At 64.6% G+C, this 15,162-nt stretch carries 14 protein-coding genes; 4 read left to right on the forward strand and 10 right to left on the reverse strand.

Annotated features, from left to right (window positions below; translation table 11 throughout):
- From ACIBI6_RS00315 to ACIBI6_RS00340, 6 genes are read right to left on the reverse strand one after another with little or no spacing between them, the layout of a single operon-like run.
- Positions 1–1,278 (reverse strand): beta-ketoacyl-ACP synthase II, encoded by a 1,278-nt coding sequence (locus tag ACIBI6_RS00315; RefSeq protein WP_364354364.1) that lies wholly within the window; start codon positions 1,276–1,278, stop codon positions 1–3.
- Positions 1,275–1,769, reverse strand: coding sequence for an SCP2 sterol-binding domain-containing protein (locus ACIBI6_RS00320; protein ID WP_396954869.1), 495 nt, complete (start codon positions 1,767–1,769; stop codon positions 1,275–1,277). The genes ACIBI6_RS00315 and ACIBI6_RS00320 overlap by 4 nt, the downstream gene beginning before the upstream one ends.
- Positions 1,766–3,454 carry an FAD-dependent monooxygenase gene (locus tag ACIBI6_RS00325; protein WP_396954870.1) on the reverse strand — a complete coding sequence of 563 codons (1,689 nt, stop codon included), beginning with the start codon at positions 3,452–3,454 and terminating at the stop codon, positions 1,766–1,768. Before ACIBI6_RS00325 ends, ACIBI6_RS00320 begins: the two co-directional genes overlap by 4 nt.
- Entirely contained in the window at positions 3,451–4,464 is a 1,014-nt protein-coding gene (locus ACIBI6_RS00330) for a hypothetical protein (RefSeq protein ID WP_396954871.1), read from the reverse strand. The genes ACIBI6_RS00325 and ACIBI6_RS00330 overlap by 4 nt, the downstream gene beginning before the upstream one ends.
- Positions 4,461–5,597, reverse strand: a complete 1,137-nt coding sequence (locus tag ACIBI6_RS00335) for a 3-oxoacyl-ACP synthase (protein WP_364354352.1) — start codon at positions 5,595–5,597, stop codon at positions 4,461–4,463. The genes ACIBI6_RS00330 and ACIBI6_RS00335 overlap by 4 nt, the downstream gene beginning before the upstream one ends.
- A 38-nt stretch (positions 5,598–5,635) precedes the next feature.
- Positions 5,636–5,899: a phosphopantetheine-binding protein gene (locus ACIBI6_RS00340; protein WP_040699456.1), complete on the reverse strand. Its 264-nt coding sequence runs from the start codon at positions 5,897–5,899 to the stop codon at positions 5,636–5,638.
- A 713-nt stretch (positions 5,900–6,612) separates the two neighbouring features.
- On the opposite strand from ACIBI6_RS00340, the gene ACIBI6_RS00345 reads away from it, so the two are divergent.
- Positions 6,613–7,206: a TetR-like C-terminal domain-containing protein gene (locus ACIBI6_RS00345; protein ID WP_364354349.1), complete on the forward strand. Its 594-nt coding sequence runs from the start codon at positions 6,613–6,615 to the stop codon at positions 7,204–7,206.
- Positions 7,207–7,312: 106 nt separating this feature from the next.
- Here ACIBI6_RS00345 and ACIBI6_RS00350 read toward each other — a convergent pair whose 3' ends face one another.
- Positions 7,313–7,981, reverse strand: a complete 669-nt coding sequence (locus ACIBI6_RS00350; protein ID WP_396954872.1) for an alpha/beta fold hydrolase — start codon at positions 7,979–7,981, stop codon at positions 7,313–7,315.
- Positions 7,982–8,263: 282 nt separating this feature from the next.
- Positions 8,264–10,027 carry a helix-turn-helix domain-containing protein gene (locus tag ACIBI6_RS00355; RefSeq protein WP_364354343.1) on the reverse strand — a complete coding sequence of 588 codons (1,764 nt, stop codon included), beginning with the start codon at positions 10,025–10,027 and terminating at the stop codon, positions 8,264–8,266.
- A gap of 153 nt (positions 10,028–10,180) precedes the next feature.
- On the opposite strand from ACIBI6_RS00355, the gene ACIBI6_RS00360 reads away from it, so the two are divergent.
- A complete protein-coding gene (locus ACIBI6_RS00360; RefSeq protein WP_396954873.1) occupies positions 10,181–11,119 on the forward strand; it encodes a class I SAM-dependent methyltransferase in 939 nt (312 codons plus the stop codon).
- 403 nt (positions 11,120–11,522) lie between these two features.
- Positions 11,523–11,711: a hypothetical protein gene (locus ACIBI6_RS00365; protein ID WP_396954874.1), complete on the forward strand. Its 189-nt coding sequence runs from the start codon at positions 11,523–11,525 to the stop codon at positions 11,709–11,711.
- A gap of 100 nt (positions 11,712–11,811) precedes the next feature.
- On the opposite strand, the gene ACIBI6_RS00370 is transcribed toward ACIBI6_RS00365, so the two are convergent.
- The gene (locus ACIBI6_RS00370) at positions 11,812–12,762 is read right to left on the reverse strand and encodes a TIGR03564 family F420-dependent LLM class oxidoreductase (RefSeq protein ID WP_396954875.1); all 951 of its coding nucleotides are present in this window, start codon (positions 12,760–12,762) and stop codon (positions 11,812–11,814) included.
- A 313-nt stretch (positions 12,763–13,075) separates the two neighbouring features.
- On the reverse strand, positions 13,076–13,834 hold the full coding sequence (locus ACIBI6_RS00375; protein WP_364354331.1) for an IclR family transcriptional regulator: 759 nt from the start codon (positions 13,832–13,834) through the stop codon (positions 13,076–13,078).
- Positions 13,835–14,118: 284 nt separating this feature from the next.
- Between ACIBI6_RS00375 and ACIBI6_RS00380 the strand changes: the two genes are divergently transcribed.
- On the forward strand, positions 14,119–15,162 hold the full coding sequence (locus ACIBI6_RS00380) for an NrtA/SsuA/CpmA family ABC transporter substrate-binding protein (protein ID WP_364354329.1): 1,044 nt from the start codon (positions 14,119–14,121) through the stop codon (positions 15,160–15,162).

The following is a 15,162-nucleotide window of genomic DNA, read 5'->3' on the forward strand; positions in this document are numbered from 1 at the left end:
CTACTCCTCTGTGCGGTAACAGTCGTTGCGACGCAGGACCAATGACGAGTTGTGTCCGCCGAATGCGAAGGAATTCGTCAGCACGGCAGCGACATCGGAGTCGGTCGGCGCCGAGATGAACGCTGCGCCTGCACAGTCCTCGGCCACCTGGTCGAGATTGACCGACGGCGGGATCATCGATGTCTTGACGGCCAGCGCGGCAATGGCGGCCTCCAACGCGCCTCCCGCGCCGAGGAGGTGACCGGTCATCGACTTGGTAGAACCCACAACGGTTTTCGCGAGATCGGCACCGAAAACAGCACGCAATGCGGCCATTTCCGCGCGGTCATTGAGGACTGTGCCCGTGCCGTGGGCGTTGACGTAGTCCACATCGGTTGCCGAGATGCCCGCGTCGCGCAGCGCGCTGCGAATCGACCGAGCGGCGCTGGAACCATCGGCCCGCGGTGCGGTCAGATGGTGGCTGTCGTTCGTTTGACCGTAGCCCGCGATTTCGGCGTATACGGTCGCCCCCCGCGCGAGAGCGTGATCCATGTCCTCGAGCACCAGCACCGCTGCGCCTTCGCCCAACACGAATCCGTCGCGGTCGGCGTCGAAGGGGCGCGCGGCCTGCTCGGGACTGTCGTTGCGCCGCGACAGTGCCCGCATACTGGCGAAGCCCGCCAGCATAACGGGATTGACGCAGGCTTCGGATCCACCGACGACGCATGCGTCGGCGTATCCGTCTCTGATCATCCGCATGCCCTGGCCGACGGCGTCGGCCGAGGACGCGCACGCGCTGCTCGGCGAGTAGCTCGGCCCTCCGAATTCGTGGCGTTGGGCCACCACCGAGGCGGCGACATTGGACATTGATACGGGGATGAAGGTCGGTGGGATCCGTTCACCGTCCGGGTCGTTGCCGACTGTGGTGCGAATCGTGTCGGCCCCGCCGAGTGCGCTGGCGATGATCACCGCAACGTCCGACGGATCGGCGCTGAGCTCACCGGCGTCTTTGAGTGCCAGGTCGGAGGCTGCCATCGCGAGCTGACAGAAACGATCGAACCGGATGGCGTCCCTGCGTTCCATCCAGTCCGTCGCCGTGAAATCGTCGACCGTCGCGGCGATCCGGACCCGTTTGTTCGCAACGTCGAACGTGGTGATGGGGCTGACGCCCGAACGACCTTCGAGCAGGTTGTCCCACAGCACGCCGGGATAGTTTCCCACCGGCGACACCACACCGATCCCGGTGATGGCGACCCTGCGCCGCGCGGTCACCGCGCGCGGCAGGCTCGGCGCGCTCATGACGATGTCGCATTCGGCTCGAGATCGAACAGGCGCTCCATCTTCATCGCGAGCTGCACGTTGCCCGCCACCCGCAGATCACCCCGCGACATCAGTTCGACACCGCGCGTCGCACCGCAGGCCAGCGCGACGAACGCCGACGCGGGTGCGGTAAGTGTCGCCGCCGGTTGCGCGGAGAAGGCGCCCTTTTCGCCGATTGTGCAGCTGTCGGGGGTCAGCTCGACGTCGCGTTCGAGTTTGCCTTGCGAGCGCCGGGTCACGGCCCAGCGAATCACCACACGCTCGGGCAGACCGCCGCGATAGAACGTCGGCATCAAATCGAATGCCGCGACCAAACCCGCTGTGCCGGTGTCGGTCTCGAGATGGTCCGCGAGCCGCTGTGCGGAGATGCTCTCGATCGCGCGCTTGACCCGACCCCGGTCATTGCTGAGCAGATCCGCGGCGAGCTGCGGATCGACGCCGGAGGTGTCGTCCTGGGAAATGTCGGTCATGCGGTCACTGCTTTCTCGCCGAGTATCGAGTTGAGGTATCGGGCCAATTCGCCGTGCGGATCCGCACCGGGCAATATCGCGCCGATGTGGCCGTCGGGACGCACGACGACTGCCGCCGCGTCGGACAAACCGAAGACCCCGATGGCGTCGTCGCGGAAATCGTGTAAGGCGTCCGAACGCGGTACCGGGGACACCGGCCATACCCGCAGCGGTATGTCACCGAGCACCGACGCCCACGCGCCGAACGAGTCCCGCCATTCGGGCGCGGCTTCGACGGAAGTCAGCAGCGCGAAGGCCCCGTCGGTCAGATCGGCGACGGCCGTGCGTCGGCCATCCTCTTCCAGCCACAGATGTGGTGCGACGGCACCGACTATCACTCTGGGGTGATAGTCGACCACGTCCGCGACAACCGGTTGCGGGTGGTCTTCGTCGGTGGAGTAGACGAATCCCCTTGCCTGACCGTAGAAGTCGAAATGCGGCCGTTGTCGTTCGATGCCGTCGGCCAGTGCGGCGGCCTCGCTGATCTCGGGGTCGGATCCCTTTCCGGATCCGATCAGCGACCGTGCCGATGTGAAGAACTCGTCCATGGCAACGGCGTTGTGCACGCTGCGCGCGGCGTTGAAGTCCGCGACGCGGCGGCGCTCGGGTTCGTAGGTGTTCAGCAGCCGCGGACTCGACCAGCCACGCAGCACACCGTGCAGCTTCCACGCGAGGTTGTGCGCGTCCTGGATGCCGGTATTCATGCCGAAGCCACCGGTCGGCGGGAAGCTGTGCGCCGCGTCGCCTGCCACGAATACCCGTTGGTGGACGTCACTCCACCGGTCGACGGCCGTCGTACCCATCGCCCACGTCCGGACCGACTCGATCGTGATGTCGATGTGGGCCGCACCGATCGCCATTCGGACCAGGCGCTCACATTCGCTTTTGTCGGGCATCGCCGATGGGTCGATGTCGATGCCGGTCAGCTCGAGCAGCCAGGTACCGCGCTGCGGCGAGACGGTGATGAGCACCCCCTGTATGTCATCGTTGATGACCCAGTACAGGGCGCTCTGCTTGCCTGCGACCGCCGAGCCGAGATCGGCGGTGAAATGGATGTCCAACATCGTTCCGAGCGGTGCGCAGGCCTGGACTGTAATGCCGACGCGCTCACGCAACCGACCGTGAATTCCCTCGGCGAGGACCACGTAGGAAGCGCGTAGCGCGGAATTGTCCGCTCGTACCGCGCCGACCCCATCGGGGTCGACGATCAGATCGGTGATCTCCACACCCGACTCGACGCTGACGCAGGGGTAGTTGCGTAACTCACGCAGCAAGAGCGTCTGCAACTCGTTCTGCGGACAGATCAGCGGCAGCACTGGACTCGCCGACACCGTCCGCATGAGTTTCTCGGCATCTCCCACCATGTCGATCTCGCCGAGTTCAGCACCGACCAGGGTGGTGTGGAAACTGACCCGACTGGACGCCTCCAGACTGGTGCCGACCTCCTGTGCCGGACCGAGCAGTTCGAGGTCCCGCAGTATTTCCGCGGTGCGAACATTGACCATCGTGGCCCGCGGATGTGTGGACGCACTCGATCGGCTCTCCACCAGGTGGGTGCGAATCCCCGTGCGGCCCAATAGATGTGCGGCGATCAGGCCGGTCGGACCACCACCGACAATCAATACCTCGCAGTCGTCGACACTCATAGTGGCACCTCGTGTCGAGGCCGCACGGGCACGCCGTCGTCGGCAACCGCGTACAGCGTGCGGTCGAGATACTTAGTGATGGCGGCGTCCACTCGATGACGAAAAGCGATGCGCGCCACTGTGGCTACCGGCAGGCCGATTGCGATCGCCGAACCCAGCGCGCTGACGAAAACGGCCAGTGCTGCTTTCTCACCGACCCCACCGGGCCTGGTGTGGCGGCGGATCCGTCCTGCCGCGAATCGAAATGCCGCGCCGGCCAGCAGGTCCGGACCGATCACCGCGGCATTTTCGCGTGCTGATTCGGCCCGCACCAACACCTCGGGCATCACAGCGGTGACCCGCTCGCCGCTGGCAGCGCCTGCCTCGACCAGTTGCCGACCGAGCCGACGCAGCCGTTGATGCTCGGCATCGGGCACACCGGCGGCACGCAGACCGAACGACGCCTCCCGCCGGCCCAACAACAACCACCGCAGGGTGGTGAACAGTGACACAAGTTGATTGGCGGTATCCGTAACCGCGATAACACCGATTTGGCGAGCACCCGCGGCGGTGAGCATGGTGCGCATACTCACCGCCGCGGACGCCCACATATTGCGGCATGCGATGAACTGAACGACCGGCAGATCGGTCACCAGATCGGGGTAGCGCCGCACCAGCGTTCGCATCGGAATCGACGGGTTGAGGTACCACACCTGGTGCGCGACGAGCACGAGATCTACATCATCGCCTGCTGGTCGACCGCCGTCCTCGATGGAGATGTCCACGGTCGCCTCGGCGTCTGCGGCCTCCGGAAATACCCCGAAGAAACGACCGAGTGACCACGGAAACGGAAAGTCACCGGAGGTGGTGACTTCGATCCACCGGACGTCGCAACCGGCTTCTACCAGTGGCTCGAGAAAATGTTCGAGACACTCACGCAGTTGTCCGGTCTGCGAAAACCAATACACCGCGATCACAGCCGGTTCGGCGCCGACGTCCCGCACGGGCAGATCCCGAGGCGCAGCACTCATGAGCCCGTGCCGCCCACTGCCGTGAGATGCATGTACGAAATCGCGAAACGCCCGGATTCCGGGACCATGCACAGCAGCGTGTCGCCCGGCGTGATGAGCTCGTCGCGCAGCATTTCGTCGAGGATCACGAAAATACTTGCGCTGCCGATATTCCCGACACGGGTGAGATTGCTGTACCACACTTCGGGCCCCGGCCGTGGAACGTCGCGCCGCGACAATTCGCCGAGCACCATCGACTTCATCCGCTCGCTCGAATAGTGCGCCGGAATCCATTTCAAAGTAGTCGGGTCGAATTTCCCGTCGTTCAGCAAACGCTCATACTCGTCGATACCGACCTTTACCAGATGTGGTAGCAGCGAGAGTCGCTGTCGTGCGACCAGAGCACCGGCGTCAGCGGCTTCCGTTGCGTTCGGATAATCCATCCAGGTCTTCTCGGCATCGTTGGACTCGCTGCCGAAATACATGCACGCTTTCTCGGTATTGGCGTACGAGGTCAGCGAAATCCAGTCGATGCGTAGGCTCACCCCGTTCGATCTCGGCTTGTCCTGGACGACCGCCGCTCCCGCGCCATCGGAGAGCATATACCGCAGAAACGCGGTCTCCATGGGCAGCGAACCTTCCTCGGTCCGGCTCTCCAGCGACTTGTATCGGCTGCTCTTGAATCCACGAGAAGCGAACTCGCTGGCGACCGCGACAGCGGCTGCCTTCTCGCCGATTGCCACCTGCAAGTAGGCGTTCTTCAGCGCCATCATTCCCGAGCTGCAGATGCCGTGCGCGGTGACGATCTCGCACGGCGGATATGCGAGGCGGCCATGGACCATACTCGCGTGACCCGGTCCCATCAGGTCCGGTAGCGTCGTGGCGGCGGCAAGTAACTGTAAATCTTCCGCAGCGATCTCCGATCGCTCGACGGCATCCTCCACCGCCCGAGCGGCCAACTCCGTATTCGAGAACACAGTTCGCTGTTCCCGATCCAGGGCGTAATAGCGAGTTTTGATACCACTATTGGCGAGAATCGTGTCCCGAAGAGCAGAGCTCGCGTTTCCCGCTTTGCCAATAAAGTCTTCGATTTCGTCGTTTGTTACCGGCTCGCCCGGAAGAAAGCGACCAGTACTGGTGATATATGCGGTCACCGAATTCTCCAATGCTGTCGAATGTGACACTCGGTCCTCTATAGGGACTTCGCGCTGGATTCCTCCGAGCGTGACCGCACGGTATCGACGAGTTCGCCGAAAGTCTTGATACTGGCGATTCGCTCGTCATTCAGCGAAATCGTGTACTTTCGCTCCAATATGTCCGCAATGCCAAGCAGGCCGAGCGAATCCAGACCCAGTTCCTCGAATGTCGCGGAAGGGTCTACCTTGTCGATCTCGATGCTGTAGTGGTTTTCCAGATAGTCGGCGATGTCGCCGTACACGTCCGTTTCGAGGCTCATCAGGATCTCCGATTCACTGTGCAGATACGGCTCTAGCGGGCCAATTATTTGCAATGAACGTAGCGACAGCATTGTCGAACGCGGCGACGGCAATGTCGCGTTCAAGTCGACTTTCTTCCAGGCGCGGCGTTTCCTTACCGCATAGTCACCGTATGCACAACACAACAAGTGCTTCGAGGATCTCCCCTATCCGGCCCCGCCTGACATCGCGCAAGTCGACTTGCGTATGACCATAATCGGGTCGGCCCAACTGCGCAACACGAGTTGCTGTGACTCAACTCATCCATAGTCAGACGTAGTAGGGGGTTGCGGTTTGGGGTCGAAACCTGGTGGTGGCGAAGCGGATCCACCTGGGAGGGGGCGTAGCGCCTCGCGCATACCCGCGTTCTGCGCGCGATCCTCGAGGCTCTGCACGCGGCAGAACGAGCATCGCGACGACCTGCCGACAGCGATGCGGTCATCATCTGTCGGGTGCCATCCGGTGCTGAGTGTCATCCGGCGGACCCTGGTGCAGAGCATTCGATGCGCCACGACAAGATCGGCGAGCGCTTCCTCCAATCGGTCCGGATCTACTTGCCCACAATCGAATTCGAGATCCAGATTTCTTCCGACCCGTCCGGCTCGACGCGCCGTTCAACTCCAGTCCCATTCGGTAAAATCTCAATAAAATCCCACTGCCGGGCAATGCGCTCTCGCGTCGTTATACTGCGCGAATGCCTGAAGAGTTGAGCGTGTCATCCCAGGTCAAGAGCACGACAGACATCGTTACTTCCGTCCGTGACGCGGTGCTGTCGGAAATCATGAATGGCACCCCGGTACACGCTGTGTCTGTCGCGGCGGTCGCTCGGCTCGCCGGCGTACACGAGACATCGGTCTATCGTCGCTGGAAGACCCGCGAACGCATGATCCTCGACGCGCTGACGGCGCGTAGCGAGGCGTCGCTGGTCGTACCCGACCACGGCTCGCTCCGCGAAGATCTGACGGATCTCATGAAACAGGCGTGTGATTATCTCGGCAGTCCGGTCGGGCGATCTCTTTTGCAAATGAGTGTTGTCCCGACGGACAACCCCGCTGTGGTCGAGGCGCGGCGATTGTATTTCGACACCCGGCTTCGGGCGATGGCGCCTGTCGTCGAGCGCGCGATCACCCGCGGTGAGGTCCGGCCCGGAATCGCAGCCGTTGATGTACTCGAGCCATTATTCGCCTCGATCCAATTGCGTGTGATCTTGACGGGCAGACCGATAACGCCGGATCTTCCCGAAAAGTTGGTCCGCGTCGTGGTCGACGGAGTCCTGTCCGGAAGTTAGAGCCATGGCGCCATGCCCAAGGCGCGCCATCGCGCCAGCCGCGGCTCGAACAATCACCCTGCCGTCAGTGGCAGGCCGGTCGGTTGTGGGTCGAGGCATTCGCGATTCATTCGCTGAGCAGTAGTGCAGCGACGGCATCCGGGGCCTCATGCATTGCGTCGTGGCCGGTTGGGAGGTCGTGGACCTGCCACTCGGGATCGGCTTGGAGTCGGGTGCGGAGTTCGGCGAACGGCGTCGTGTCTTCCCATCCCGAGCAATAGATGAACTCCCTGCGAGGGACCTGGGCGAGTGCGCCGGTGAGCCGGACCGTTTGCAAGAACGAGGCGAGGGGATGGGGACGGCGGCGAGGATCGCCGCCGTCCGGCGGTCGGACGGCGTAGCCGGTGCTCGCAGCGCCGGCGGCGAACACTTGTCGGTAGCGCTCGGTCGTTGAAGACCAGCACGACTCGCCGTCGCGCGGGACGTATGCGTCGAGATGCACCAGGCGTGAGACCCGGCCGCGGGCGCGGTCGGCGGCGGCAGCGATCACCATCCCGCCGTAGCTGTGACCGACCAGGGTCGCGGTGGTGATGTGGGCACGATCGAGGAGCCGCAATACGTCGTCGGCGTGCGTGTCGAGGTTGGCGGTCGCAACCGACGCGTCGTCGTCGTCTGACCGCAGACCGGTCAGGGTCAGGGCGTGAACGGCATGACCGGCACGCTCCAACAGCGGAACCACCGCCTCGAACGACCAGGAACCGTGCCAACCGCCGGGCACCAGGACGAACGTCGCCATGCGTTTCTCCTTCTCTCTCGAGCCGCGGCGTCGAGGCACGCTGTCTCGATGACATGCGGTTCGGTCGGGTGCTCTGCGTGACCGAGGACCACTCCGCATGAAGACAGTGTCACCAGATCAGGGTGTGGCTTGCTACCGATAGAATGCCAACAGATACCTGTTCGCAGCCAACCTCGCTGTTGAGGCTCAGTTCAGCCCGGCGATGAAGCGGGCGGTGTTGGCGCGGTGCGGGTACTGGTTCAACTGATTGATGTCTGTCGGGCGCGATCCGGGCAACTGTGCCTACTCGATGCCGAAGTCCTTGATCCTGCGGTAGATGGTCGCCCGCGATATCCCTAGTGCCGCGGCGGCTTCGGCCTTGCTGCCGCTGTTCTCCTGCAGGCTGCGCACGATCGCGTCGCGTTCCAGTGCCTCGATCCGGCTCAGTTTGCGCCGGGTCAGCGAATGGCATTGTGGTGGCAGGCTGTCGATGTGGATCAGACCGGATCGTTGCTGTGAAATGGTTTCGGCTAGCACCCGGCGTAGTTGGGCGACGTTGCCTGGCCACGATAGCTTGTTGAGCTGGCGCATGGCGTCCGGGGCAAGCCGGACTTCGGCGCCGTTGGTCAGCTCGCCCAGCAGGAAGGGGACCAGCTCTTCGAGGTCTTCGATGCGGTGCCGGAGTGCGGGCACGCCGACGGTCTGGCTGAACAGTGGCAGCAGCGAATCGAGAGCCGTAGCGGGCGTGGCCGAATGCATTGTTGCCGCGATCCATCCGCGACCGGCACAGGTCTGGAGTATGTCCGCGATCGGCTCGATCGCCTCGGTCGGCAGGCGGTCCATATCTTTGATGACAACGTTGAAATTGCTGTTGCCGGTTTCGGTGCGCAGCGCGGACAGCAGTCCCTCGGTGTCGGCGAAGTCGGCCGTCCGCAGCACCCGGGCCATCTTGCCGGGGCTGACATGCGCGACGACAGATTTCGCGAGTTTTGTTCGTCCGGAACCCTTTTCGCCATCGATGACCACCCATTCGCGATTCCGGCAGCAGCGTTCGACCTGCTGGCAGCTACGCCGCCACGAGCTGCTCCTACCGGCGATGCCGGGCAATGCGAGGGTGCCGTGTGCGATCGGGTGGTCCACGGCGCGGTCGATGAGCAGCTGAACGTGCAGGACTGTGTTGAAGCTGCTGCCACGTATCGAAATACGTTCGACTGCTGTCACTTTCGCGGTCTGCCCGCTCGGCAGCGGGGCCAGGAGGGCGCCGACGGCCCCGGGACGAACCAGGTCGGTCGAATATTGCAGCAACGCTCCTTGGTCGTGCGGGTCGAGAGCCTGGCGCAGGTAGTGGTTCATCAGCACCACGTCGCCACCGATCGCGAGCACGCCGAGCGGATACTGGCGGCATTGGCGCAGATACGTCTCCAGCAGCGCGGTCTCGGTTTCGCTGGCGAGCGCGCGGAGCCGGTCCTGGATCTGGCTGCTCGCGCTGTTGGCGAGGGCGAGCAGCAGCGGATCTGATCTGCTGGCCCAGCAGGTGAGATCGATGACGCCCAGCATCGAGCGCGTCAGCGGGTGGCGAATGGGCGAGCCTGCACACGCGAGCCCGCCGAGGGTGCCGAGATAGTGTTCGCCGCCGCGAATGAACGTCGGGGTGGCTGTTTCCAGGGTGGTGCCGATTCCGTTGGTGCCGACGAAGTCCTCGGCATAGCTGTAGCCGGGAGCGAGTTGCACACCGTCGAGTGTGCGCATGATTGTGGCATCGGCGGCGTAGCGCTCGAGCAAGAGCCCATCCGACGAGGTCAGGATGACGCTGACAGCCTGGTCGGCCAGGTCGCTCGCGAGCCGCCGCAGTACCGGCGCAGCGGCGCTCACCAGCGGGGAGTCGAGATTCGGGTCCCGCACATAAGGCAGCTCCACACGGTCGGGATGGATCTGCAGCGCGCGCGATCGGTACCACGAATCGAGCACAGTGTCGCGCACCGGCGGGAAATCGAGCGAACCCACGGTGAGGAATTGTTCGCGCGCCTTCTCTAGGCTCACGGCGACGTCGGCTCGAGGATCCGGCATCTGCTCATACCTCGGTGCTTGTTGCTCAACCCATGGTGGCGGCCATCTCAATGGATGACGCGCGTCTCAGATTGAGACCGTCAGTCTATCGCTTCCGCTGTGTTATGGGCACAAGGAGATGTGCTTCGCCCAGCAAAACCAGGAGGAAGACGTTTGAGCCCCCAGAGCCTCAGCAAGGCCCATCGAAAGATCACCGACCTATCGGGGGAGCCGACCTTCGCAGAGGTCCGATCCCGCGCCGAGCTGCCGGATGAGTTCTTCGCACTGTTCCTCGACCCGACCCTTACCCCTAGTCGCGCGTTCTGCCCCCAGCCAGACGACACCTTGGAACGAGCCCAGTTGGCGAAGATCGACCTCGCTCTGGCCCAGTGCGATCTGCGGCCGGGGATGACCTTGTTGGACGTCGGTTGTGGCTGGGGTTCGACCATGTTGCGCGCTATGGACACCTATGGGGTGAATGTGATCGGGCTGACTCCCAGCCGTGACCAGTACCGGTATGTGCGGAATCTGCTGGTCGACCGGGTGATCCGAGGGCGCCCCTATGGTGGGGTGCGGCTGCAAGGCTGGGAGGAATTCGACCGCCGCGCAGACCGGATCGTGTGTATCGGCGCGTTCGAACACTTCGAACGAGACCGCTACGGCGAGTTCTTCGAATTCGCCTACCGCACAATGCCCGCCGATGGAGTGCTGCTGCTGCAGGCAATCGTCGGCGACAACCGCGACGAACTGCGTGGACACGGAATTCAACACACCAGCATCGATGACGCGTTCATGCGGTTCCTCACCGAAACCATCTTCGGCGGCGGCCCGCTACTGCCCCCAAGCGGACGCGATCCCAAAGGTGTCACCGCATACGCCGAAGACGCCGGATTCACCGTTACCGACATGCAGTCGGTGGGACCGCACTACGCCACCGCCCTCGACCATTGGGCCGATGCATTGCACAAGCACCGCGACCGCGCCATCGAACTCGCCGGACCCGATACCTACAACGCCTGCATCCGGTATTTGACTGGATGCGCCGACTACGCTCGCTGTGGCCGCATCGACGTCATGCAATTCGTCTGCACCAAACCCGGTACACCGCAGTAGGTGCCTAGCCCTGCGCCCACGCGTGGATCCGGGCGCCGCGGCACCGGGCGTGTTCCGCGCTCTCGAGCACGAACATGCCTGCCCCTTCGCCATCCATGCCGCCGCAGTCCGCGTCGAGCGGGCGGCAAGCCAGCCGGGGATTCGTCGTGGGCGCGCCCAGTAGCCGTAGCGCGCGTAGGCGCTGGCCGGCACGAAACCGTCGTCACCGACACCTCAGGCGAGGCCCGCCTTCCGTGCCGCCGACGAGGGCAACGTCCACCTGGCCGGAGGCAATCTCCGCGCGTCCATGCCGATCGCATCCGATGACGCGCAGGCCGTGCTCAGCGTCAGACATGGGCCGTGTGGGACCAGTTCATCGCGATCTGCGCGGCCGCCATGTTCGGCTACACCATGATCATCAACTTTGGCGCGGCCGCGGCCGCGGCCGTCCGTGCCGTTCGACATCGAACTGGGCCCGTTCCAAGGTCTGACAGCCGACACTCCCGCCGACTACAACCTGGCCAAGAACCCGATCATCGACGAGATCTGCCAACGAGCCTTCGACCAGGCCACATCGACAAGCGTCGGCGCCTGGAACCGCATGGACTGGTAACCACCGCGTTGTGCGCGCTCGCCAGCCTCGCCACTCTTCGGGTTGGTCGGCGACGCCGTGCGCGGGTGCGCCCGGGCCGAGTTCGCCGATGGCGCGATGCCTACAACCCGGGCAGGGCCGCAGCAGACGAGGAGCCGGCCCGGTCTGCCGCGAGTGCCCCGGCCAGCGCCCAAGTGCGATGCTGATCGTCCGGGCCGGCCAGATCCGTCGTGGTCAGCACGACCTCGGTGGCGCCTGCGTCGTAGTAGCGCTGGATTCCGGCGGCGATGGTTTCCTCGTCGCCGATGAGTGCCAGTTCCGCTGCCCGCGAGGCACCTTCGAGTTCGATGACCCGGCGATAGGACGGCACCTGCTCGTAGAACGCCAGCTGTTGCACCGCCGTCGCACGGGTGCCCTCGACATCGGCGGTGACGACTGCCGGGACGAAGGCGACGATGCGCGGTGCGGTTTCCGACGTCTGCGTGATCACCGGCACGATGTGCTCGCTCAAGGTCTTCGGGCCCGCCAGATACGGCAGGGTGCCGTCGGCGAGTTCGCCGGTGACGCGTAATGCTTGCGGCCCCATCGCGGCCACCAACGCCGGTACACGCGGTTCTGCCCCGGGAACCGCGGTCGGCAGCGGCGGTGTGACCGTCAGCAGTTCGCCGTGGAAGCCGGCGGTGCCCGTGTCGAGCAACTCCCGCAACCCGATGAGGAACTCGCGCAAGCGGGTAATGGGCCGATCGAAGGCTGTGCCGAACGCGCTGGCGGCGAGCGTCGAACCGACGGCCAGACCCAGGTGATAGCGCCCGTGCGTCGCGGCTTGGGCGGTCTGCGCCTGAGAGGAAACCAGCAGCGGATGGCGGCCGACCACGGGGATGGCCGAGGTGCCGACCTGTAGGCCCGGCACCTCCCGGCCGACGATGGCGGCGAGGGCGGGGGAGTCGTAGTCCATCCGCTGTCCGAACCACACCGACCCGATACCCAGCTCGGCGACCGAGCGGGCCTGCGCCACGATCTGGTCGACGTAGTTGCCCGAATTCGAGGCAGCGAGCGCAATTCCGAGAGTCATGCCAGGGGCAACCCGCGTGCGTGCGCGCCTGTTCCTGAACGGTGAGATGAAATCAGCTTGATCACAAGGATTTTCGTCGTCTGGGAGACTGTGGGCCGATCTTCTGAGGAGGGGACGCGCCGATGTGGTAATGGTGCCAACCTGGTCGTTGCCACCGGACCGTCGACCTCTCGCGTCGAGGACTCGCTGTCGTCAGTCCGACCGCCACGCGACGCGCGTCCGGACCTGCTGGAGCGGTCGTCGACGGCTCGGTACCGGTTAAACCTCTGACAGGGAACCTCATGGATACCTTGCACGGCAATGTGTTCGGGTGTCATTCGCCGGTCTGGTCGGCGGCGAAGCGGGTGGCGATCTCGGTGGCGGTCACTTTGGCCAGCTCGACGAGGAACGGGAGTCGCTCGGGGATCATGAGTGTGGTGGGGCCGCGCAGGCCGAGGGCAAAGCGGGCGTCGCCAGCTGGGGTGAGGATCGGCAGGCCGATGGTGCGGAAGTCGGGGTCGAGTTCTTCGTCGTTGTAGGCGTAGCCGCGGGATCGGGTACGGGTGAGTTCTTCTCGCAGTTCGGCGGGGGTGGAGACCGAGCGGGCGGTGCCTTCGTCGTAGGGCAGGGTGGTCAGGAAGTCGTCGGGGGTGTCGGACCAGGCGAGCAAAGCTTTGCCCAGGGCGCTGGCGTGCAGGGGAAGTCGAACGCCCATGAGGCGGTGGCCGTCGCTGTCGCGCCAGCGGCTGGTGCCCAGCAGTACGGCGTGGATGCTGTGGCGGATGGCGACCGAGGCGCTGGCGCCGGTGGTGGTGGCGAGCTGTTCGAGGCTGGGTTCGGCGAGGTAGATGCGGTGCTGGCGGTAGGCGATCTGGCCGTATTCGGCTAGGGCGCCGCCCATGCGGTAGCGGCTAGAGGTTTCGTTCTTGTCGAGGAATCCGGCCTGCACGAGGGCGCTCAGTAGCCGGTGGGTGGTGCTGACCGCCAGGCCCTGCTGGCGGGCGATCTCTGATACGCCGCGTTCCTCGCCGCCGCGGAAGCAGTCCAGCACAGACAGGGCACGGGCGACGGTCTGCACTCCGGAAGCTTCCACGCCGGGGACGGTAACACGGCGCGGCGGTGCCGCTGGGCGACAGTCCTTTCCGATATGTGGAAACAGTGGCGTTATCTGGGTTCTGCTCACGGCGAGCGAAAAGCGCGGCGGCAGCTTATATTTCGCCCGGTCGACCGAAAATAGGTGTCCAATAACGCCTCCATTGTGTACGTGTCAAGCCTTCCGATCCTCGGAAAGCATTACCTCGCAACGCCGCGGCTGCGCCCCTACTGTCGCTGCTCATTGATCGGCTTCGATCCCTGACTCGGAAGAGGTATTCCACGATGTTCTGCACGCGCAGGCCAAGCCGTTGGCGTCTCGCGCTCGCGCTCGCCCCCGTCGTTGCTCTGGTGGCGGCGTGTAGCTCGGGAACCGCCACCGAGGCGGGCTCGCGGGCGGAGCTGGTACTGAAGGTGGCCGACCCCGGCAATTCCGGTCCGCTGGCGGTGGCCAAGCGCGACGGTACCTTCGACAAGGCGCTCGCACCGCTGGGCGCGAAGGTCGAATGGGTCACGACCACACCGGGATTCAGCTCCATGCTGAAACTGTTCAACACCAAGGAACTCGATGTCTCCGGTGCCGCGTTCAGCCCGGTGGTCGGTGCGCTGTCCAAGGACGTGGCCGTGCGTATCGTCGCGGTGCAGGACCCGGCGGGCAAGGATCAGAGCGGCATCATCGCCGGCAAGGATTCCGGCATCCACTCCGTCGCGGATCTGGTCGGCAAGCGGGTCGCGGTGAACCCGGCTGCCAAGGGCGAATACATCCTGCTCAAGGCACTGGCGCAGGCCGGTATCCCGGCTGACAAGGTGACGCGAGTTCCGTTGCAGCAGAAGGACGCCGCCTCGGCGTTCGCGACCGGCAAGGTCGATGCGTGGGCGTCGTTCCTGGTGCCGTATCAGGAGGCCAAGGCCAACGGCGGCGTGGAGATCGCCACCGAACAAAGCATCGGCTCCAAGGACAACTCGGTGGTGGTGTTCCGCACCGAGATCCTCGACAAGCGGCCCGAAGTCGCGGCCAAGTACCTCGAAGTGCTGCAGAGCCTGACCGCTCAGCAGCACGACAATCCCGCCGGGTTCGAGAACGTCTTCGAGCAGACCGGTCCGCGCGCGATCAGTGGTGCGCGCCTGGCCGACGCTCTGCGGGTCGGGGCGGAGGCGACCGTGCCGCGGCTGCCGGCCGACTCCGATGCCACCGATCTGGCCGATGTAGTAAATCTGTTCGCCGACAACGGCGTGATTACCCGCAAGATCAGTGCCTCCGACATCTTCTACGACCTGAAGGCCAAGCTCACTCCTGAGCAACTGGCCGCACTCGAGACGGGTCACTGA

This window comes from Nocardia sp. NPDC050412, assembly GCF_044458825.1.
Lineage (GTDB): Bacteria > Actinomycetota > Actinomycetes > Mycobacteriales > Mycobacteriaceae > Nocardia.